The following is a 19,696-nucleotide window of genomic DNA, read 5'->3' on the forward strand; positions in this document are numbered from 1 at the left end:
TTCATTACCTGATCTGGGGATCTAGCGCCTCGGCCGGTGGCGCCGGGTCGTAGGCTTGCCGACGTGGAGAGGTGGCGGGGACAGGAAGAGATCCCCTCGGACTGGGGCCGGTGCGTACTGACCATCGGCGTCTTCGACGGCGTGCACCGCGGGCATGTCGAACTGATCGCCCGCGCGGTGAAGTCGGGTCGCGAACGTGGCGTGCCGACGGTGCTGATGACCTTCGACCCGCATCCGATGGAAGTTGTCTTCCCGGGCAGCCATCCGGCCCAGCTCACGACACTGGCCCGGCGCGCCGAACTCGTCGAGGAACTCGGCATCGACGTCTTCCTGGTCATGCCGTTCACCACCGACTTCATGAAGCTGACCCCGGAGCGCTACGTCCACGAACTGCTCGTCGAACGGCTGCACGTGGTCGAGGTGCTGGTGGGGGAGAACTTCACCTTCGGCAAGAAGGCGGCCGGCAACGTCGCGGGCCTGCGTAAGGCCGGCGAACGCTTCGGCTTCGCCGTCGAGGGCATGTCCCTGGTCGCCGAGCACCACAAGAGCGAGACGGTGACCTTCTCCTCGACCTATATCCGCTCCTGCGTCGACGCCGGTGACGTGGTCGCCGCCGCCGAGGCGCTGGGCCGCCCGCACCGGGTCGAAGGCGTGGTTGTTCGCGGCGACGGTCGCGGCCGTGGCCTGGGTTTCCCGACCGCCAACGTGGCGCCCCCGATGTACTCGGCGATCCCGGCCGACGGCGTCTACGCCGCCTGGTTCACCGTGCTGGGTCACGGACCCATCACCGGTTCGGTGATCCCGGGTGAGCGGTACCAGTCGGCGGTGTCGGTGGGTACCAACCCGACGTTCTCCGGTCGCACCCGCACGGTCGAGGCGTTCGTCCTCGATTCCGAGGCCGACCTGTACGGCCAGCACGTCGCCGTCGACTTCGTCAGCCGCCTGCGCGGCCAGTTGCGGTTCGACTCGGTACAGGATCTGGTCGTGGCGATGGGCAAGGACACCGACAAGGCCCGCCAGATCCTGTCCTCGTCGTAATCAGCCGCGTGACCCGACCAGGCCGTCGATCTGGTTGATCGCGCCGGTGGCGCCCTCGATGACGCCCATGTCGAGCACCGTCTGCAGCGCGTCGGCCGACGGGTACGTGCTCACGTAGGTGGCCCTGGTGCCGCCGTTGTGCTCGGTGAAGCTGAACACGCAGTGCGATGTCGGCATGGTGGGGACCGGGTTGAAGTCCAGGTCGGCGAAGCCGTCGGTGAAGGAGAAGCTGCTCGGCTCGTCGACGGTGGCGATGTCCCAGTAGCCGGCGTGCTTGTCGCCCTCCGGACCGGTCATGAAGTACGTCATCCGGCCCCCGGCCTTCAGGTCGTGGTCGACGACGGTCGCCGGATAGTCCGGCGGGCCCCAGATCTTCTCCAGCTGACGCGGGTCGGCGTAGACCTGCCAGATCCGCTCGACCGGCGCAGCGAAATCGGCGGTGATGGTCAGGGTCAGGGTGTCGAGGTCGTGCTGCACATCGGTCACGGGCATGGCGGTCAATCCTCCTGGGTTTCGTCGGCCGAGATGAGGTCGTCGATGCGCGCGATCCGGCCCCGCCAGATCTGCTCCAGCTCACCGAGCATCGAGGCCACCGACCGCACAGCCGTCACGTCGCCGCTGGCCAGTTGCTCACGACCGCTGCGTCGCTTGGTGAGCAGGCCTGCCTTCTCCAGCACGGCGACGTGCTTCTGCACCGCCGCGAAGCTCATCTCGTATTTCAGTGCGAGCGCGGACACCGAGTGCTCCCCGGCCAGGGCGCGGCGCATGATGTCTCGCCGCGTGCGGTCGGACAGGGCGTGGAACAGGGCGTCGGCCCGGTCCTCCTCGTCCACGATCACCCGTCCAACATACAACCAATTGGTTGTATGTTGTCAAGGGCCTGCCGCTGACCTGGCGCGATTTCGGTTCGAGGCGCCCGCGCTGCTAGAGTTCGACCCGACACGGCATGTGCTGCAGTCCGCGGTGGCCTTGCTTGATTACCCAAACGCGGTACCGATTGATGGAGATTCTCGTGGCGTTGACTGCCGAGCAGAAGAAGGAAATCCTGGGCTCCTACGGCCTGCATGAGACCGACACCGGCTCGCCGGAGGCCCAGGTCGCACTGCTGACCAGGCGGATCACCGATCTCACCGAGCACCTCAAGCTGCACAAGCACGACCACCACTCGCGGCGCGGTCTGCTGCTGCTGGTCGGCCGTCGCCGCCGGCTGCTCAAGTATGTTGCCGACGTCGACGTGGCGCGCTATCGCTCGTTGATCGAACGGCTGGGTCTGCGCCGCTGAGCGCAGTACCCACCGTGTAACATGGGGTCGTTACGCGCCGTGTGACGGTGCGAACAAATCGGGTGCGGTTCACGCACATCCGCGTGTCCCGTTCCCGCGTGTCATAGCGAAGCTTCCCGAATCGGGCGGTCTTCGGTAGTGGCTGCCGGGCCCCAATCTCAATCGGGGAGTGCCCGGCCGCTTCGATCGACGGCCGTAGCCGTATCTCGGTTCAAGCCTCGTCGCACCCGGGGATACCTGGGTTCATCTGTGACATCGCGAAACAGTTGAATTGCAGAAAGGCTGTACGGACGTCTATGTCTGTAGCTGAAATCGACGAAGGCGTGTTCGAATCGACCGCCGTCATTGACAACGGGAGCTTCGGCACCCGCACCATCCGCTTCGAGTCCGGCCGGCTGGCCCAGCAGGCCGCCGGTTCGGTCGTCGCCTACCTGGACGACGAAACCATGCTCCTGTCGGCGACCACCGCCAGCAAGAGCCCCAAGGAACACTTCGACTTCTTCCCCTTGACGATCGACGTCGAGGAGCGCATGTATGCCGCCGGGCGCATCCCCGGCTCGTTCTTCCGCCGGGAGGGCCGGCCGTCCACCGACGCGATCCTGACCTGCCGCCTCATCGACCGGCCGCTGCGCCCGTCGTTCGTCTCGGGTCTGCGCAACGAGATCCAGGTCGTCGTCACGATCCTGAGCCTTGATCCCAAGGACCTCTACGACGTGCTGGCGATCAACGCCGCGTCGGCATCCACCCAGATCTCCGGCCTGCCGTTCTCCGGCCCGGTCGGCGGCGTGCGCGTCGCACTGATCAACGGCCAGTGGGTCGCGTTCCCGACCGTCGAGCAGCTCGAAGGCGCGGTGTTCGACATGGTCGTCGCCGGCCGGGTGGTCAAAGACGGCGACGTCGCGATCATGATGGTCGAGGCCGAAGCCACCGAGAACGTCATCGAGCTGATCGCAGGCGGTGCCCAGGCGCCGAGCGAGGCCGTCGTGGCCGAGGGCCTGGAGGCAGCCAAGCCGTTCATCGCCGCGCTGTGCGCCGCGCAGAGTGAGCTGGCCAGCCGGGCCGCCAAGGAGACCGCCGACTACCCGGTGTTCCCCGATTACCAGGACGACGTCTACGCCGCGGTTGCCCACGCGGCCGGCGACTCGCTGTCGCAGGCGCTGACCATCGCCGGCAAGCACGAGCGGGACAACCGCACCGACGAGATCAAGAACGAGGTCCTGGGCGAGCTCGGCGAGACCTTCGCCGGGCGCGAGAAGGAGATCGGCGCGGCCTACCGCTCGCTGACCAAAAAGCTGGTGCGCCAGCGCATCCTGACCGATCACTTCCGCATCGACGGTCGCGGTGTCACCGATATCCGCGCGCTCTCGGCCGAGGTGGCCATCATCCCGCGCGCGCACGGGTCGGCACTGTTCGAGCGTGGCGAGACCCAGATCATGGGCGTCACCACCCTCGACATGGTCAAGATGGCTCAGCAGATCGACTCGCTGGGGCCGGAGAAGTCCAAGCGCTACATGCACCACTACAACTTCCCGCCGTATTCGACCGGTGAGACCGGCCGCGTCGGCTCGCCCAAGCGCCGCGAGATCGGCCACGGTGCGCTCGCCGAGCGGGCGCTCATGCCGGTGCTGCCGAGCGTCGAGGACTTCCCGTACGCAATCCGCCAGGTGTCGGAGGCGTTGAGCTCCAACGGTTCCACCTCGATGGGATCGGTGTGCGCATCCACCCTGTCGCTGCTGAACGCCGGTGTGCCGCTGAAGGCTCCCGTCGCCGGTATCGCGATGGGCCTGGTGTCCGACGAGGTCGACGGCGAGACCCGCTATGTCACGCTGACCGACATCCTCGGCGCCGAGGACGCGTTCGGCGACATGGACTTCAAGTGCGCAGGCACCAAGGACTTCGTCACCGCCCTGCAGCTGGACACCAAGCTCGACGGCATCCCCTCGCAGGTGCTGGCCGGGGCGCTGTCGCAGGCCAAGGACGCGCGTCTGACCATCCTCGAGGTGATGGCCGAGGCCATCGACGCCCCCGACGAGATGAGCCCGTACGCGCCGCGTGTCACCGCGATCAAGATCCCGGTGGACAAGATCGGCGAGGTCATCGGGCCCAAGGGCAAGATGATCAACTCGATCACCGAGCAGACCGGCGCCTCGATCTCCATCGAGGACGACGGCACGGTGTTCGTGGGCGCCACCGACGGCCTCTCGGCCCAGGCGGCGATCGACATGATCAACGCGATCGCCAACCCGCAGCTGCCGAAGACCGGCGAGCGTTTCCTCGGAACCGTGGTCAAGACCACCGACTTCGGTGCCTTCGTGTCGCTGCTGCCCGGCCGCGACGGTCTGGTGCACATCTCGAAGCTGGGCCGCGGCAAGCGGATCAACAAGGTCGAGGACGTGGTCAAGCTCGGTGACAAGCTCCGGGTGGAGATCGCCGACATCGACAACCGCGGCAAGATCTCGCTGATCCTGGTCGACGAAGAGGGGGCTGCGGCTCCCGACGATGCACCGGCTCCTGTTGATGCCGATGCCGCAACCGCCAGCAGCTAACGCCTTACGCCGCAGCCGGCGCGTCTCTGACGCGCCGGCTGCGGTGCGGCGCACCGTCCTTGCCGGTGGTCTCCGCGTCGTCACCGAGTACATCCCCTCGGTGCGGTCGGCATCGGTCGGGGTCTGGGTCAACGTGGGTTCGCGCGACGAGGGCCCGACCGTGGCCGGCGCCGCGCACTTCCTCGAACACCTGCTGTTCAAGGCGACCCCTACGCGCACCGCGGTGGACATCGCGCAATCCGTCGATGCCGTCGGCGGTGAGCTGAACGCGTTCACGTCCAAAGAGCACACCTGCTATTACGCGCACGTCCTCGACGAGGACCTCGAACTGGCCATCGACCTGGTGGCCGACGTGGTGCTCAACGGGCGCTGCGCCGCCGGGGACGTCGAGCTCGAACGTGACGTAGTGCTCGAAGAGATCGCCATGCGCGACGACGACCCCGAGGACGCCCTCGGAGATGTCTTTCTGTCGGCCATGTTCGGCGACCACCCGGTGGGGCGCCCGGTGATCGGCAGCGTCGAATCGGTGTCGTCGATGACCCGCTCGCAACTGCACTCCTTCCACGTCCGCCGCTATACCCCGGAGCGCATGGTGGTGGCCGTCGCCGGCAACGTCGACCACGACGAGGTCGTCAGGTTGGTGCGGGAGTACTTCGGCCCCAAGCTGATTCGCGGCCGCAAGCCGCGGCCGCCGCGCACCGGCAGCGGCCGGCTCAGCGGCCGGCCCAGCCTGGTGCTGATCAACCGCGACGCCGAGCAGACCCACATGTCGCTCGGAGTACGGGTGCCCGGCCGGCACTGGCGGCACCGCTGGGCGCTGTCGGTGCTCAACACCGCACTCGGCGGGGGCCTGAGTTCGCGGCTGTTCCAGGAGATCCGTGAGACCCGCGGGCTGGCGTACTCGGTGTACTCGACCATCGACACCTTCTGTGACAGCGGTGCGCTGTCGGTGTACGCGGGCTGCCTGCCCGAGCGTTTCGACGAGGTGGTGCGGTTGACCACCGAGGTGCTCGACAGCGTGGCGCGCGACGGCCTCACCGAGGCCGAACTCCGGATCGCCAAGGGCTCGATTCGCGGCGGAATGGTGCTCGGCCTGGAGGATTCCGCCTCGCGGATGAACCGGCTGGGCCGCAGCGAGTTGAACTACGGCGGGTACCGCAGCGTCACCAGCACCCTCGACCACATCAACGCCGTCACCCTCGACGAGGTCAACGCCGTCGCCCGCGAGGTGCTGACCAACCCGTTCGGTGCCGCGGTGCTCGGACCGGTGCGCTCTAAACGATCGCTGCCACAACCTCTTCGACGGATTGCGGGCTAGCCCTTGACCTTCAGCCTGCGTGATCTGGCCGTTCCCCTCGTGGGAGCGCCGATGGCAGGCGGTCCGGGTACTGCCGCGCTGGCGGCCGCGGTGTCGAACGCGGGCGGGCTGGGTTTCCTGGCGGCGGGATATCTCACCGCGGAGAAGTTCGCCGAGATGATCGCCGCGACCCGTTCGTTGAGCACCGGCCCGATCGGGGTCAATCTCTTTGTGCCGCAACCCTCGGTGGCGACCGATGCGGCACTGCACCATTACCGAGAGCTGCTGGCGCCGCTGGCTGCGCGCTACGGCGCCGAACTCGGCGTCCCGCATGCCGATGACGACGCCTGGCAGGCCAAGCTCGACGTGGTCGCCGACACCGCACCGGAGGTGGTGTCGTTCACGTTCGGCTGCCCGGCACCGGAAGTCCTTGCCCGGCTGCGTAATCGGGGCGTGTTGACGACGGTGACGGTGACCTCGGTCGAGGAGGCCGGGATTGCGGTGGCCGCCGGCGCCGACGCCCTGGTGGTCCAGGGGCCCGAAGCCGGTGGGCATCGCGGCACATTCGACCCGGCACGCAGGCCGGGGGAGATCCCGCTGGATGTGCTGCTGGCTCAGATCGGTGCGGCCCACGACATCGCCGTGATCGCCGCAGGCGGCATCGCCACCGCCGCCGACGTGCGGCGCGTCCTGGATGCGGGCGCGGCCGCCGCCCAGGCCGGAACCGCGTTCCTGTGCTCGGATGAAGCCGGCACCAATCCTGTTCACCGCCAGGCGCTATCGGATCCGGCGTTCTCGCACACCGTGGTGACGTGTGCGTTCTCCGGTCGGTACGCACGCGGTCTGGCCAACGACTTCACCGAGCGCTTCGACCCCGTCGCGCCGCTGGGTTATCCCGACGTCAACCAGATGACCGGCGCGATGCGCCGCGCCGCTGTCGCCGCCGGCGATCCGCACGGCACCAACTTGTGGGCGGGCACGGCGTGGCGGGCCACCACAGCGGGCAGTGCCGCCGACATCGTCGCGGCGATGACCCGGGAGGTCCGGTGAGGCTCTCCCGTCGTCACATGCTTCTGGCCACGGTGACGGTGACCGCTGCCGCAGCATGCGGGCGCACCGACTACACACCGCCACGATTGAGCGACCCCGCTGAGCCGCTGCCACCGCTGGACGAACGCATCGGCATGCTGGAGAAGCGGCACGACGCGGTCGTCGGCCTCTACGGTGCCAATCTCGACTCGAACCAGACGGTGGCCCACCGCGACAACGACACGTTCGCCGTGTGCTCGACCTTCAAGGCCTACCTCGCCGCGCGGATACTGCAGAAGGCGCAGCTCGGCGAACTGCAGATGACAGACACGTTGCGGGTCGATCCCGTTGCAGTGCTTCCCAATTCGCCGATCTCCGGGCCCAAGGCGGGCACCACCCTGACACTCGGCGAGCTGTGTCAGGCGGTTCTGCAGCGCAGCGACAACACCGCGGCCAACATGCTGCTGACGGTCATCGGCGGACCGCAGGCGATCACCGGCTTCGCTCGCTCGATCGGCGACGACCGCACCCGGCTGGACCGCTGGGAGACCGAATTGAACTCCGCACTGCCCGGCGACCCGCGTGACACCAGCACACCGCGTGCGCTCGGCGGGGGATTCCGGGCGATGCTCACCGGTGACGTGCTCGACCCGGCGCATCGCCGGCAGTTGGACGACTGGATGCGCGCCAACGTCACCTCCAGCATGAGGGCCGGTCTGCAACCGGGATGGACGTCGGCCGACAAGACCGGCAGCGGCGACTACGCCAGCACCAACGACATCGGAATCGTTTACGGGCCCAACGGCGAACGCATTCTGCTGGCCGTCATGACGCGAACCCGATCCGACAACGCCAACGCCGAGCCGCTGCGGCAGCTCATCGCCGACGTGACCACGTTGGCCCTGCCGACTCTGCGTGGTCAGGGTTAGACGCACGAGTATGCAACCGACCGACGCGTGCCCCTGCGGGTCAGGCAACGCATTCGGCCACTGCTGTCTGGCACTTCACCGGGGCGAGCATCAGGCCGCGACCGCCGAACAGTTGATGCGCGCCCGATACAGCGCATATGCCGTCGGCAATCTCGACTACGTCTGGCAGACCTGGCACCCACGCACCCGGCCGGCCACACTGACGCCGGACGGCAGGCTGACCTGGACCGGGCTGCAGGTTCTCGACACTGTCGGTGGGCAGGCGCAGGATCAGAGCGGTGAGGTCGAGTTCCGTGCCCACTACCGCAGCGAGGACCGAACCGGGTCGCTGCATGAACGGTCCCGGTTCAGCGTGCGAGCCCGCCGCTGGTTCTACGTCGACGGAGATCTTGTCGACTGACTGGCACGGCCGCGATGAGTTTTCGGTGCCGCGGTGGTCAGTCAAGGGGTCAACACATCGTTGAAAGGATCATCGTGAGTGATTACACCGCCCCGGTCGGGGCTCCCATCTGGTTCGACCTGATGAGCAGTGACCCCGCACGTGCCGCGGAGTTCTATCACCAGATCTTCGGCTGGGAACTGGAGGGCCCACCGCAACCGGAGTTCGGCGGCTACCAGAACTTCACCCTCAACGGTAAGCCGGTCGCGGGGCTGTCACCGCACATGGAGGAGGCCGGTCCGGCGAACATCTGGTCGGTGTACCTGCACACCAACGACAGCCAGGCCACCGTCGCTGCGGCGGAGGCCGCGGGCGGAAAGGTGATGGTGCCGCCCATGCCGGTGGGCGATCTGGGCACGATGATGGTGGTCGTCGACCCGGCGGGTGCCGTCATCGGCTTCTGGCAGCCCGGCACCCATCCCGGGTTCACCGAGTGGGGCGTGCACGGGGCGCCGTACTGGTTCGAATGCCAGAGCAAGGACTATGAGGCGTCCCTGGAGTTCTACCGGTCGGTCCTGGATACGCGCATCGACGAGATCGGAACGGGTGGCGACCCTGATGCCGTCGGACCCGACCGCTACGGCCAGGTGTTCGCCGGGGAGAGCGCCTATTCGGGAATCATGGATTCGGTCAAGCTCATGCCCGACGAGGTTCCGTCGTTCTGGCAGGTGTACGTCACCGTCGACGACGTGGCCGCGACGGTGAAGCAGGTCGAGGGGCTCGGCGGGCAGTTACTGATGCCCGTCGAGGACACGCCCTACGGCACCCTGGCGGCGATCAAGGATCCGCTGGGTGCGCTGATCTGCCTCGGTCATCCGCCCGCCGGCATGGGCTGAGCCCCAATACCAACGGACCGGGACGCTCGAGGAGCTGTCCCGGTCCGCTGTGTGGAGGTGAGCTGTTGGCTCACATGAGGTTTCAGGCCAGCAGGCCGGCCGGTTCGGTGTAGGGCAGCTCGAGGTCGTGGGCGACCTCGGCATTGAGCAACTGACCCTCGTGGGTCGAGAGGCCCTTGGCCAGCGCCTGATCGGCCAGGCAGGCGCCCTGCCAGCCCTTGTCAGCCAGCTTGAGCACGTACGGCATGGTGGCGTTGGTCAGCGCGTAGGTCGAGGTGCGCGGCACCGCGCCGGGCATGTTCGCGACGCAGTAGAACACCGAGTTGTGGACGTTGAACGTCGGGTTGTCGTGCGTGGTGGGCTTGGAATCCTCGAAGCAGCCACCCTGGTCGATCGCGATGTCGACCAGAACCGAACCCGGCTTCATCTGTGCCACAGTCTCATTGGTGACCAGCTTGGGCGCCTTGGCGCCGGGGACCAGCACGGCGCCGATCACCAGGTCGGCCTGCTTGACGGCGTCCTCGAGGTCCAGTCGCGACGAATAGCGGGTCTCGATGGCGCCGCCGTACTCGGCGTCGATCTTGCGCAGGATGTTGACGTTGAGGTCGAAGACCGTGACGTGCGCGCCCATACCCCAGGCGACGGCTGCGGCGTTGTCGCCGGCCATCCCGCCGCCGATCACCACGACGCGGGCCGGGGCGACACCGGGGACACCGCCCATCAGCACGCCGCGCCCGCCCTGGGTGCGCATCAGGTGGTAGGCACCGACCTGAGCGGACAACCGGCCGGCGACCTCACTCATGGGGGCGAGCAGCGGCAGCGCGCCGTCGGCCGTCTGCACGGTCTCATAGGCGATCGAGGTGGTGCCGGACGCCAACAGCGCGTCGGTACACGGGCGCGAAGCGGCCAGGTGCAGGTAGGTGAACAGGGTCTGGCCCTTACGCATCCGGGCGTATTCCGGCTCGATGGGCTCCTTCACCTTGAGCAGCAGGTCGGCCTGGGCCCACACGTCGTCGGCGCTGGCGACGAGCTGCGCACCGGCGGCCTTGAAGTCGCCGTCGGGGATGGCCGAACCGTCGCCCGCACCGGCCTGGACCATGACGTCATGGCCGCGGCGGACCAGTTCGGACACACCGGCCGGGGTGATGGCGACGCGGTACTCGTTGTTCTTGATCTCGGTCGGGATGCCGACACGCATGATCGCTCCTTGATCGGGGTTTGGGCTTACAAGAATTGTGAAGAAGCTGCGGACTTTATTCAATCAGGATGACAAAGATTCGATAAGGTCATGGCATGGCTGAAGGATCTGCGAAATTGGCGGCTCGATCCGGGTCTGCGCCGAAGGATGTTCGGGCCGATCTCGACGACGTGGACCGTCGCATCCTGGCGCTGCTGCACGCCGATGCCCGGGTCTCCAACAGTGCCCTGGCCGACGCGGTCGGCATCGCCCCGTCGACCTGCCACGGCCGGGTCCGCCGGCTGCAGGATCTCGGCGTGATCCGAGGCTTCTATGCCGACATCGATCCGGCCGCGATCGGGCTGTCGTTGCAGGCGATGGTCTCGGTGAGCCTGCAGTCCAACGCCCGCGGCAAGATCGGCACGTTCATCGAGCACATCCGCCGCAAGCCCCAGGTGATGGATGTCTACTTTCTGGCCGGGGCCGACGATTTCATCATTCACGTGGCTGCCCGTGACACCGACGACCTGCGCGCGTTCGTCGTGGAGAACCTCAACGCCGACGCCGATGTGGCCGGCACCCAGACCTCGCTGATCTTCGAGCACCTACGCGGAGCCGCCCCGCTGTGAATGACGCCCGACAGTAACGCTGTGGCGGCTTTCGGCCCGCTTTGTCGCCGTGGCGTTACTGCCGGCCGCCCGCTTGGCCGAACCCGTCGCGCGGGCGGGTGACGCCTTGTGCTGTAGCGCGGCGGCCGTGGAGGTAGATGTAGCCGCGGGTGTGGGGTCGGGGATGTCCACGGGCCGGTGGTAGGCCTTCTCGACGATCGGCCGCAGTGCGTTGTCGAGGGCCGGCGCCAGTGGCCCGGCCCAGGCCACCAACGGCAAGGTGTCGTTGGGCACCCAGACGTAGGTGACGTTGCCGGGTTGTCCGCCCACCTCAGGGGTGTAGCGGACATTGCGGGGGTCGTTGAGGTCGACCTTCCAGTAGTCGGTGTGCGTGGTGAACATCCCGACGACGGCGTTGGCCACCGCGAGCAGGTTGGTGGTGTCGTCGGGCCAGTCCGCCCAGCCGTCGTACTGCCGGATCACCTCGGTGCCCTGGTAGGCGGTGTCGATGGGCAGCCACGGCGCCCCGGGGCCTTCGGTGGTGACCCGTCGGCCGCCGTAGGGGTTCTCCGGATTGCCGATCGACACCCACGACACCCGTGCCGGGTCCGGGGCGTTGGCCGGGTCGGCAGCCCAGTTCCGCAGGTCGGAGTAGATGACCTGGCCGCCCTGGCTATGCCCGAACAGCACCACCTGCTCGTCGGCGGGAAGCGCCGCGATCGCCGCCCGCACGTTGGCCGCGCCCTGGTCGGTGAAGGTGTTGGCCGGGAAGGCGAAGTAGTCGACGGGCTGGCAGTGGTTGGGGGAGGTGCACTGGTCGCCGCGAAGCTGCAGCGGGGTGAAGTGCAGCAGGTGCTGCATACCGACTATCCCGCCCTCGAGGGTCAGGACGGTTGCCGCGTGGCCCAGCGGTGCCGCCGCGATCAGTGCGGCACTCATCATCGTTGCCAGTGCTGCTCGTCTGCGCATCCCGACCTCCCCTCGCCGACAGTAACGCCGCGATGGCCGCAATGGTCAGGATCGGGCGACGAACTCCGCGACGATGCGGGCCAGCTCGGTGCCCTGCTGTTCCTGAACGAAATGCCCCGCCCCGGCGATGGTGGTGTGGTGTTGTCCCCGCGCTCCCGGGACATGCTCGCGGAACACCTGCTCCCAGCCCTGGGTCGCCGGATCGCCGTCGGAATAGGCTGTCAGGAAAGGCTTTTCCCACTGCGCCAGTGCAGCCATCGTCGCCCGGCCGATCGCCGCGCCCGGGTCATTGCGGGTCAGCGGAATCAGCGCGGTCAGCTGGCGCAGGCCGGCCTTGTAGGAGGGGTCGGGGAACGGCGCGTCGTAGCCGGCCAGCACGTCGGCACTCAGCGGCCCTGCGACCGCATCGATGAACATGCTGGGGGCGATGTCGGGGGTGCGGGCATACAGGGCGATGTAGTCCAGCAGCGTCTCCTGCAACAGCATCCGGTCGGCGCCCACACCGTGGTGTGCCCAGCCGAGCTTGCCGGCCAGTGCCGGGTCGCAGGTGTGCAGGATGGTGTTGGTGGCCAGGACGCGGGCGAAGCGCTCGGGTTCACGCGCCAGCACACTCAAACCGATTGGTCCGCCCCAATCCTGGACCACCAGCGTGATGTCGGTCAGGTCCAGTCCGGTCACCAGGGCGCGCGCCCAGGACACGTGCCGGGAGAAGGTGTAGGCGGTCGGATCGTCGGGCTTGTCGGAGCGGCCGAACCCGATGTTGTCGGGTGCGATGACCCGCAGGCCTGACGCGGTCAGTGCGCTGATGACGTGGCGGTACAGGAACGACCAGCTGGGCTGGCCGTGCAGCAGCAGCACCACCGGAGCGTCGGCCGGTCCGGCGTCGACGTAGTGCATGCGCAGCGGCGGCAGCCCGCGCGCCTGCACGTCGAGGTAGTTCGGCTCGAACGGGTAGTCCGGGAGACCCTCGAACCGGTCGTCGGGAGTGCGCAGTACCTGCATTCCCGCACACTAACCTGCGGCGATTAGGCTGAGCCCATGCGAGTTGGGGTTCTGGGAGCCAAGGGCAAGGTCGGCACCACGATGTGCGGCGCGGTGCGCGACGCCGACGATCTGACGCTGAGTGCGGAGGTCGACGCCGGTGATGACCTGAGCCTGCTGACCGACAGCGGCACCGAGGTGGTCATCGACTTCACTCACCCCGATGTCGTCATGGACAACCTGAAGTTCCTCATCGACAACGGAATCCACGCCGTCGTCGGCACCACCGGATTCACCGACGAGCGCATCGAACAGGTCCAGGCCTGGCTGGCCGCCACACCCGGCAGCGCGGTGCTGATCGCCCCGAACTTCGCCATCGGCGCGGTGCTGTCGATGTACTTCGCGCAGAAGGCCGCACCGTACTTCGAATCGGTGGAAGTCATCGAACTGCACCACCCGCAGAAGGCCGATGCGCCGTCGGGTACCGCAACGCGCACCGCCAAGCTCATCGCGCAGGCGCGAAAAGACTTGCCGCCCAACCCCGATGCGACGAGCACGGGCCTGGAGGGTGCCCGCGGCGCCGACGTCGACGGCATCCGGGTGCACTCGGTGCGGTTGACCGGACTCGTCGCCCATCAGGAAGTGCTGTTCGGCACGCTGGGGGAGACGCTGACCATCCGCCACGACAGCCTGGACCGCACCTCGTTCGTACCCGGCGTCCTGCTCGCCGTCCGCGAGATCGCCAAGCGCCCCGGGCTGACCATCGGGATCGAACCACTGCTGGACCTGTGAACCGCGCGCTGCGCATCCAGCTGCTGATCGGGCTGATGTGTGTGGCCCTGCTGGTGTACTTCGTGCTGCTCGGTCGTACCGGGGTGGTGCTGATCGGCACCGGTAAGGCCACCGGGATCGCGCTGGGCATCGGGGTGCTGCTGCTGCCGATCGTCGGGCTGTGGGCGATGATCGCCACCCTGCGGGCCGGCTTCGCCCACCAGCGGCTGGCCGCGTTGGCCAAAGAAGACGGGATGGAACTCGACGTCAGCGACCTGCCGCGAAGCCCGGGCGGGCGCATCGATCGCGACGCCGCTGACGCGCTGTTCCACACCGTGCGCGCGGAAGTAGAGGCCGACCCGGACAACTGGCAGCGGTGGTATCGGCTGGCGCGGGCCTACGACTATGCCGGCGATCGCACCCGCGCCAGGGAGACGATGCGCAAAGCTGTCGCGATGCAGGCGGGAAAGTCGTGAGGCGGAATGGCTTTCTCATGACCGGGTTTATTCCGGGCATGACGTCCATACCTGAATCTCATCGCGACCTCATCGACGCACCGCTGGTTGCCTCGTTCTCCACCGTCGGCGCCGACGGGACGCCCCAGGTGACCGCGATCTGGTTCGTGGCCGACGGCGACACCGTGAAGACGTCCTTTGTGACGGCGCGGCAGAAGTACAAGAACGTCGTCGCCCATCCGCAGGCGACGTTGTTCATCATCGATCCGCAGAACCCGTTTCGGACACTGGAGATCCGCGGGACGGTCGAGATTGGCGAGGATCCCAACCTCGATCTGTTCGAGAGGGTGGTGCGCCACTATGGTCAAGATCCGGAAACCTTCCCCGCGCCCCGCGAGGGCCGGGTAGCCATCACTTTGCGTCCCGCACGGATCGTCGCGCAGGGCTGACCAATTGAGTGGTGCTCGCCGGCTGACATGCTGGCCGCTGACGAGTATCTGCTGGGACCCCAGCTACCCTCGGCTACATGAGCGGCGCGCTCAAGCAGTACTGAACCTCAGTTGCCACTCGGTGAGTTGAGGCGGGTTGATTGTGTAGCCACGGACTCGGGAAACTGCCCGTCCTGACTAGTACCCGACCGCTGTAACGCCAAATAGGGCTTGGCTAGGGGTGAACCCGGAATACTCGAGCTGGTCGATGAGACCGCTGCGCGAGAATGCTGAGTAGTTCAGGTAGTCCTTGGCCTTCTTCGCTGCCTGCTGGTTCCAGTCGACGTTGAGACTGTCAACGGCGTATGTGGCGTCGTCGGTTGAGAACCCGGAGTATTCGAGCTGCTCGATGAGGCCGGTGCGCGAGAATGCTGAGTAGTTCAGGTAGTCCTTCGCCTTCTGGACAGCGTTTTGTTGGCTGAGTGGCGATGCGGGTGGCCTAGGTCCGAAACCGAAGTGCGGACTAGTAGGGGCAGGCCCCAAGCGTTGAGGTTCAGCCGACGCCGTCGGCACCAAACCGAAGCCCAATGCGCTTATGGCCGCTGTGGCGATGAGCGTGCGAAGCAACTCGACCTTCCAGGGTTAATTGACACTGACGTCATTCGCAGGTTTTCATACCATACCGCTGTATTGCCTGGCCAGCCCTCAAATCAGTGACAACCCGTCACGCTCGACCTCCGAGGCACTCGCGTAGTTCAACAACTGCGAGTTTGACTGTGCTTAGTGCCCCAGACGGAAACTGGCATGTGTGGCATCGTGAGTCGTCACGATTAATTAGGGGGACCGGATATGACGCAAGGGGTCCGCGGAGTGGGCCGTCTGCCGATCTGGGCGATTGTGTACCTCGGCGATTCTGGGACGGTCAGCCCTCGACCCACAAGCAGTCGACCGGTCGGCCGTTCGGCGAGCGAATAGATGCGACGTGCCACTCCTACTGATCATTCATCACACTCCGTCACCGCACTGCCAGGAGATGTTCGAGGCGGTGCTGGCCGGTGCGACCGACCCCGACATCGAGGGCGTCGAGGTGGTGCGCAGGCCCGCGCTGACCGTGTCGCCGGCCGAGATGCTCTCGGCTGACGGGTACCTGCTCGGCACCCCGGCGAACCTGGGCTACATGAGCGGGGCGCTCAAGCATGCGTTCGATGTCTGCTACTACCCGTGCCTGGACGCCACCCGGGGCCGGCCGTTCGGGCTGTGGTTGCACGGCAACGAGGGCACCGAAGGCGCGGAGCGCGGTGTCGACGCCATCACCACCGGCCTGGGCTGGGAGAAGGTCGCCCAGACCGTCGTGGTCTCCGGTAAGCCGACCAAGGCCGACCTCGAGGCGTGCTGGAACCTGGGTGCGACGGTGGCCGCTCAGTTGATGGGGTAGGCCCGCGTCCGGTCGCTCGCCGGTCCGCCTTTGCTGTTGCACGCAATCCACGTCGAGTTTCCGTGCGTAACTTTCGTACGTTTGGGTGACATCTTCGTTGCCGTCAATTCGTTACGGTCAGAAAACACATTCACAACCGGGTACGGGGACGACAGCGTCGCCACATTGTTCCGGACACCTCGGTGTGGCCCAGCATTATTGGAAGGTTTGCGCACATGACAGTTGAGGTTGCCGCGGCAAAGCACCAAGCCTTCGGTGGGCGGTTGCGCTCACTATCGAAGGTCTCCATGCGGTCGGCGTTGATCGCAGGGGTTACTTCTGTCGGAATCGTGTCTGCGTTTCCAGACGGTACAACCGCCGCCCGGACCGAGCTTCCGGCCGCGGTTGCCGCGGTTGCCAGCACCGCTATCGAGGTGACTCAACGCGATGTCCAGCTGATGGCCTACATTCCGGGCTGGAGCGACGCCTGGAGTCTTGTCAACAACGTCTTCTACGATCTGGAACCGTTCATCACCACCGTGGTCAACACGGCGGTAACGGTGGCTTCCTACATCCCTGTTGTCAACATCATCGCCGATCAGGTCTACTTCATCTACCACTACGCGCTATGGCCGATCGTGTGGTACCCGCTGACCTGCGGAACGGCATTTCTGGCCAGCTTTGACCCGTATTACATCGGCCACATCTTCGACGGCATCGTCACGTCGTGGTCGTACTTCGTCCAGACCGAGATCAACTACTTCCTCAACGGAGGGTGGATCCCGTTCGCGGCGGCCGCGACGCCTGCCGCGGCCAAGGTTGGCGGCGGCGCGGATGCCACCGATGCGGACGGCCCCAAGCCTGTCGGTACGAGCACCGGGCGGTCAGGCAGGCTTGCGCACATCATGGCAGCGCCAGAAGCGCCCGGGGACAGCGCAATTGACAGCCCGGTCGCCAGTGCCCTTCCTGCCGAACCCGTGCCAACCACCCAAGCTCAGGTCAGCGAGGCTACCGAAGCAGTCCCGCAGACGGATGCGTCCGCAACTGAGGCCGGCGCCGCCGACGACGCCACCGAGCCCGCCGATGACGGTTCTGCCACGCCGCCGGTGAAAGCGGATGCTGGCGGTACCGGCTCGTCAGCCAAGGCCGCGACGCCCGGCAAGAAGAAATCCGCAAACAGCTCAGCCGGCGCCGGAGCTGACCACAGCAAGGCGCACGGCTCCAGCGGACGAGCCAAGGCACACGACTAGGTTCACGCCCAAGCGGAGGGCCTGAGTACTGATAAAGCCGACCGCAATTCGCCACCGAGCGGATTGCGGTCGGTTTGTCATGCAGGTACGGACCCGATCATCGAGCACCACAGTTGCCGCGTGGATGCTTGGCGGCGACGACATGGCGCAGCGCGTCGTCGACGCGTTGCGGGGTCAGGTCTCCGGCGTTGTAGGCACTTTCGAGTCGATCCAGTACCGCTGGCACCTGGTCGGTCGTGATCCACAGCGCCGTGTCGGCTCCCGCCCGCAGGGCCATCGTCACGGCCTCGGCAACACCGTATCTCTCTTTGATGGCGGCCATGCTGGACAGATCATCGGTGAAAACGATTGCGTCGAATGGGGTTCCACCGTATTCGCCCGAGCGCAACAGGGCGTAGGCCGCCGGGCTGAGGCTGGCCGGATCTGTCCCGGTCAACTCCGGTACTTCCAGGTGGCCGACCATCACACCGACGGGTGCATCGGTGGTCAGCGAGCGGTAGGGGATGAGGTCGTCGTCCATGAGCTCCGATAGCGGTGGCGTCTGCACCTGACCGGTATGTGAATCTCCGGAACCGTGCCCGTGTCCCGGGAAGTGCTTGAGCACTGGCAACACGTTCGCATCACGCAGTCCACGGGCATAGGCCTGGGCGAACTCCACGACGCGTTGGGGATCGGAGCCGAATGAGCGGTCGCCGATCACGGAGTCGTTCGGCGCGTCGGTCACATCGACGACGGGTGCGAAGTCGACCGTGATGCCCAAGTCGTGTATACGACGTCCACGTTCGAGCGCGATCTCGTAAACGTCAGCAGGAGAGCTTGTCTGGGCCAGAATGCGCGGTGACGGCTGGTGGCCGATGAGCTTGGCCAGCCGCTCGACCCGACCGCCCTCTTCATCCACGCTCACAGCAAGAGGAAGGGGTCCGCTCGCCGCTGCGATCGATTGCAGCGATCCGTCGGTCAGCATCGACAGATCTGTCCAGCTTCCGATGAAGATCCCGCCGACGTGTTGGTCGGTGACCACCGCGCGCGCGTCATCGGCCCCGGTCACACCGACCATCAGGAGTTGCGCGAGCTTGTCGCGCAGCGACAGTTGCGACACGGCTGCGTCCGCTTGGGCGCATTGCGACAACGGTGCCGCCGGGACAGTCTGCGGCGGTGGTGCCGGCGGTACCGATGACGATCTCGGCTTGCCAGTGTTATCTGGCTCGTGCTGCTCAGTTCTGAGATAGAACGCCGAGGCTGACGCCACCAAGACGGCGACTGCAGCGATGGCGGCCGTGAGGACGCCCGGCCGCCGCCACGCCACGGCAGGAGATGATGCAGCCACCGACGACGGTGGATCGTCTTCAGCATCGTGAGCCGGAGCACCTGCCCGAATCGAGGCGGCTCCCGTTGTCGGAGGTGAGACGGGCGGTGCACTGGGGGCCCTAGTGCTCGCTGACAGATCGGCGACGAACTGTCGGCATGTCGAGTAGCGCTGCTCGGGGTCTGTTGCCGTGGCATTGCTCAACGGCGAGCGCATGGCGGCCGGGACCGATGCCAGGTTGAGAGCTGACTGCAGAGCTTGTCTCCCAGCGGAATCAAATTCGCTAGCGATTCCGGGAGAGTTCCCGACAAGCATGTGCAGGACCGTGGCGGCTAGAGCGTACTGATCCGTACTACGGACAAGGGGTTGTTCGCGGCTGCGAAGCTCGGGTGCGGTGTAGGCGTTCCCCGTCAGCGCCGAGGTGCGGATATTGCGAATCGCGAAGTCGGTGAGGACGATCCGAAAATCCGGTGTATCAGCTCCGGTAATCATAATGGTGGTGGGCTCTACCTGAAGGTGCAGCGCGCCGGCATTGTGCGCGTAGTCCAGGGCGTCGGCGATGGCAGCGGCGATGGTGAGTACAGCCTTGGCGGGTATGCCGTCCGAGAAGCGATCCACTAGTAGCTGCTGCACATTCGAACCGTCGACCCAGTCGGAGACGTACCACACTGCTTGCGGTTCGTGGCCCCAGTCCCGGACGGTGGCGATGTGAGGGTGAGTGAGAGCCCCGATACGTCCTAGACGCTGGCCGAAACGCGCCTGGCGATCAGAGTCGGTGGGGAAGCGGCCAGGCATGATGGTGAGTGCCACCGGTGTGGTCAGGCTGGGATGCTCCGCGAGGTAGACCTCACCGGTAAGGCCTGATCCGAGGTGGCGCACTATTCGGTAGCCGGCGAACATCCCGCCCGGTATCAGCTGCATTGGTGCCACGTTGGCCTCAG

At 66.6% G+C, this 19,696-nt stretch carries 21 protein-coding genes and 1 pseudogene; 14 read left to right on the forward strand and 8 right to left on the reverse strand.

Annotation, left to right across the window (positions count from 1 at the left end; translation table 11 throughout):
* Window positions 1-63: 63 nt before the first annotated feature.
* Entirely contained in the window at window positions 64-1,038 is a 975-nt protein-coding gene (locus OG976_RS23205) for a bifunctional riboflavin kinase/FAD synthetase (RefSeq protein WP_328354247.1), read from the forward strand.
* On the opposite strand, the gene OG976_RS23210 is transcribed toward OG976_RS23205, so the two are convergent.
* Window positions 1,039-1,530 (reverse strand): SRPBCC family protein, encoded by a 492-nt coding sequence (locus OG976_RS23210; protein ID WP_328354250.1) that lies wholly within the window; start codon window positions 1,528-1,530, stop codon window positions 1,039-1,041. It lies immediately after the preceding gene.
* 5 nt (window positions 1,531-1,535) lie between these two features.
* A complete protein-coding gene (locus OG976_RS23215; protein ID WP_328354253.1) occupies window positions 1,536-1,877 on the reverse strand; it encodes an ArsR/SmtB family transcription factor in 342 nt (113 codons plus the stop codon).
* Between the two features lie 173 nt (window positions 1,878-2,050).
* Here OG976_RS23215 and rpsO point away from each other — a divergent pair, with 173 nt between their 5' ends.
* The 7 genes from rpsO to OG976_RS23250 all read left to right on the forward strand — a co-directional run bounded on the left by rpsO (window position 2,051) and on the right by OG976_RS23250 (window position 9,396).
* Entirely contained in the window at window positions 2,051-2,320 is a 270-nt protein-coding gene (gene rpsO, locus OG976_RS23220; RefSeq protein WP_328354256.1) for a 30S ribosomal protein S15, read from the forward strand.
* A 296-nt stretch (window positions 2,321-2,616) separates the two neighbouring features.
* The gene (locus OG976_RS23225; RefSeq protein WP_328354259.1) at window positions 2,617-4,866 is read left to right on the forward strand and encodes a polyribonucleotide nucleotidyltransferase; all 2,250 of its coding nucleotides are present in this window, start codon (window positions 2,617-2,619) and stop codon (window positions 4,864-4,866) included.
* On the forward strand, window positions 4,844-6,184 hold the full coding sequence (locus OG976_RS23230; protein ID WP_328354262.1) for a M16 family metallopeptidase: 1,341 nt from the start codon (window positions 4,844-4,846) through the stop codon (window positions 6,182-6,184). The genes OG976_RS23225 and OG976_RS23230 overlap by 23 nt, the downstream gene beginning before the upstream one ends.
* A 3-nt stretch (window positions 6,185-6,187) precedes the next feature.
* A complete protein-coding gene (locus OG976_RS23235) occupies window positions 6,188-7,213 on the forward strand; it encodes a nitronate monooxygenase (RefSeq protein ID WP_328354265.1) in 1,026 nt (341 codons plus the stop codon).
* 17 nt (window positions 7,214-7,230) lie between these two features.
* Entirely contained in the window at window positions 7,231-8,121 is an 891-nt protein-coding gene (gene bla / locus OG976_RS23240) for a class A beta-lactamase (protein ID WP_328354268.1), read from the forward strand.
* 10 nt (window positions 8,122-8,131) lie between these two features.
* Entirely contained in the window at window positions 8,132-8,521 is a 390-nt protein-coding gene (locus OG976_RS23245; protein ID WP_328354271.1) for a YchJ family protein, read from the forward strand.
* Between the two features lie 74 nt (window positions 8,522-8,595).
* Entirely contained in the window at window positions 8,596-9,396 is an 801-nt protein-coding gene (locus OG976_RS23250; RefSeq protein ID WP_328354274.1) for a VOC family protein, read from the forward strand.
* An 82-nt stretch (window positions 9,397-9,478) separates the two neighbouring features.
* On the opposite strand, the gene ald is transcribed toward OG976_RS23250, so the two are convergent.
* Window positions 9,479-10,594, reverse strand: a complete 1,116-nt coding sequence (gene ald / locus OG976_RS23255) for an alanine dehydrogenase (protein WP_328354276.1) — start codon at window positions 10,592-10,594, stop codon at window positions 9,479-9,481.
* A 95-nt stretch (window positions 10,595-10,689) separates the two neighbouring features.
* On the opposite strand from ald, the gene OG976_RS23260 reads away from it, so the two are divergent.
* Window positions 10,690-11,202 carry an Lrp/AsnC family transcriptional regulator gene (locus tag OG976_RS23260; protein WP_328354278.1) on the forward strand — a complete coding sequence of 171 codons (513 nt, stop codon included), beginning with the start codon at window positions 10,690-10,692 and terminating at the stop codon, window positions 11,200-11,202.
* Here the strand turns inward: OG976_RS23260 and OG976_RS23265 are convergent.
* Together OG976_RS23265 and OG976_RS23270 are read right to left on the reverse strand one after the other, a co-directional pair.
* Entirely contained in the window at window positions 11,179-12,150 is a 972-nt protein-coding gene (locus OG976_RS23265) for a PE-PPE domain-containing protein (protein ID WP_328354280.1), read from the reverse strand. The two genes, OG976_RS23260 and OG976_RS23265, sit on opposite strands and share 24 nt — an antisense overlap.
* 45 nt (window positions 12,151-12,195) lie before the next feature.
* Window positions 12,196-13,152, reverse strand: coding sequence for a haloalkane dehalogenase (locus OG976_RS23270; RefSeq protein WP_328354283.1), 957 nt, complete (start codon window positions 13,150-13,152; stop codon window positions 12,196-12,198).
* A gap of 36 nt (window positions 13,153-13,188) precedes the next feature.
* On the opposite strand from OG976_RS23270, the gene dapB reads away from it, so the two are divergent.
* The 3 genes from dapB to OG976_RS23285 are packed head-to-tail and all read left to right on the forward strand — an operon-like array spanning window position 13,189 to window position 14,806.
* Entirely contained in the window at window positions 13,189-13,923 is a 735-nt protein-coding gene (gene dapB, locus OG976_RS23275; protein ID WP_328354286.1) for a 4-hydroxy-tetrahydrodipicolinate reductase, read from the forward strand.
* Window positions 13,924-13,958: 35 nt separating this feature from the next.
* A complete protein-coding gene (locus OG976_RS23280; RefSeq protein WP_328363926.1) occupies window positions 13,959-14,378 on the forward strand; it encodes a hypothetical protein in 420 nt (139 codons plus the stop codon).
* A gap of 38 nt (window positions 14,379-14,416) precedes the next feature.
* Window positions 14,417-14,806: a PPOX class F420-dependent oxidoreductase gene (locus tag OG976_RS23285; RefSeq protein WP_328354289.1), complete on the forward strand. Its 390-nt coding sequence runs from the start codon at window positions 14,417-14,419 to the stop codon at window positions 14,804-14,806.
* A gap of 177 nt (window positions 14,807-14,983) precedes the next feature.
* On the opposite strand, the gene OG976_RS23290 is transcribed toward OG976_RS23285, so the two are convergent.
* A complete protein-coding gene (locus OG976_RS23290) occupies window positions 14,984-15,412 on the reverse strand; it encodes an Ltp family lipoprotein (protein ID WP_328354292.1) in 429 nt (142 codons plus the stop codon).
* A gap of 355 nt (window positions 15,413-15,767) precedes the next feature.
* Between OG976_RS23290 and OG976_RS23295 the strand changes: the two genes are divergently transcribed.
* Both OG976_RS23295 and OG976_RS23300 read left to right on the forward strand, forming a co-directional pair.
* Window positions 15,768-16,220, forward strand: coding sequence for a flavodoxin family protein (locus OG976_RS23295; protein WP_328354295.1), 453 nt, complete (start codon window positions 15,768-15,770; stop codon window positions 16,218-16,220).
* Window positions 16,221-16,402: 182 nt separating this feature from the next.
* Window positions 16,403-17,449 (forward strand): hypothetical protein, encoded by a 1,047-nt coding sequence (locus OG976_RS23300; RefSeq protein WP_328354298.1) that lies wholly within the window; start codon window positions 16,403-16,405, stop codon window positions 17,447-17,449.
* Window positions 17,450-17,546: 97 nt separating this feature from the next.
* Here OG976_RS23300 and OG976_RS23305 read toward each other — a convergent pair whose 3' ends face one another.
* Window positions 17,547-18,776: a glycoside hydrolase family 3 N-terminal domain-containing protein gene (locus OG976_RS23305; RefSeq protein WP_442930563.1), complete on the reverse strand. Its 1,230-nt coding sequence runs from the start codon at window positions 18,774-18,776 to the stop codon at window positions 17,547-17,549.
* A gap of 153 nt (window positions 18,777-18,929) precedes the next feature.
* Window positions 18,930-19,676, reverse strand: a pseudogene (locus OG976_RS23310) (protein kinase domain-containing protein); the annotation flags it as partial.
* Window positions 19,677-19,696 lie beyond the last annotated feature (20 nt).

The organism is Mycobacterium sp. NBC_00419, assembly GCF_036023875.1.
Classification (GTDB): domain Bacteria; phylum Actinomycetota; class Actinomycetes; order Mycobacteriales; family Mycobacteriaceae; genus Mycobacterium.

What these genes read in the sequence shown, in the direction of transcription:
- OG976_RS23210 (WP_328354250.1), bottom strand. Translation starts at nt 1,530, where the DNA reads ATGCCCGTGACCGATGTGCAGCACGACCTCGACACCCTGACCCTGACC.
- OG976_RS23225 (WP_328354259.1), top strand. Translation starts at nt 2,617, where the DNA reads ATGTCTGTAGCTGAAATCGACGAAGGCGTGTTCGAATCGACCGCCGTC.
- OG976_RS23230 (WP_328354262.1), top strand. Translation starts at nt 4,844, where the DNA reads ATGCCGCAACCGCCAGCAGCTAACGCCTTACGCCGCAGCCGGCGCGTC.
- bla (WP_328354268.1), top strand. Translation starts at nt 7,231, where the DNA reads ATGCTTCTGGCCACGGTGACGGTGACCGCTGCCGCAGCATGCGGGCGC.
- OG976_RS23245 (WP_328354271.1), top strand. Translation starts at nt 8,132, where the DNA reads ATGCAACCGACCGACGCGTGCCCCTGCGGGTCAGGCAACGCATTCGGC.
- ald (WP_328354276.1), bottom strand. Translation starts at nt 10,594, where the DNA reads ATGCGTGTCGGCATCCCGACCGAGATCAAGAACAACGAGTACCGCGTC.
- OG976_RS23260 (WP_328354278.1), top strand. Translation starts at nt 10,690, where the DNA reads ATGGCTGAAGGATCTGCGAAATTGGCGGCTCGATCCGGGTCTGCGCCG.
- OG976_RS23265 (WP_328354280.1), bottom strand. Translation starts at nt 12,150, where the DNA reads ATGCGCAGACGAGCAGCACTGGCAACGATGATGAGTGCCGCACTGATC.
- OG976_RS23270 (WP_328354283.1), bottom strand. Translation starts at nt 13,152, where the DNA reads ATGCAGGTACTGCGCACTCCCGACGACCGGTTCGAGGGTCTCCCGGAC.
- dapB (WP_328354286.1), top strand. Translation starts at nt 13,189, where the DNA reads ATGCGAGTTGGGGTTCTGGGAGCCAAGGGCAAGGTCGGCACCACGATG.
- OG976_RS23280 (WP_328363926.1), top strand. Translation starts at nt 13,959, where the DNA reads ATGTGTGTGGCCCTGCTGGTGTACTTCGTGCTGCTCGGTCGTACCGGG.
- OG976_RS23285 (WP_328354289.1), top strand. Translation starts at nt 14,417, where the DNA reads ATGACGTCCATACCTGAATCTCATCGCGACCTCATCGACGCACCGCTG.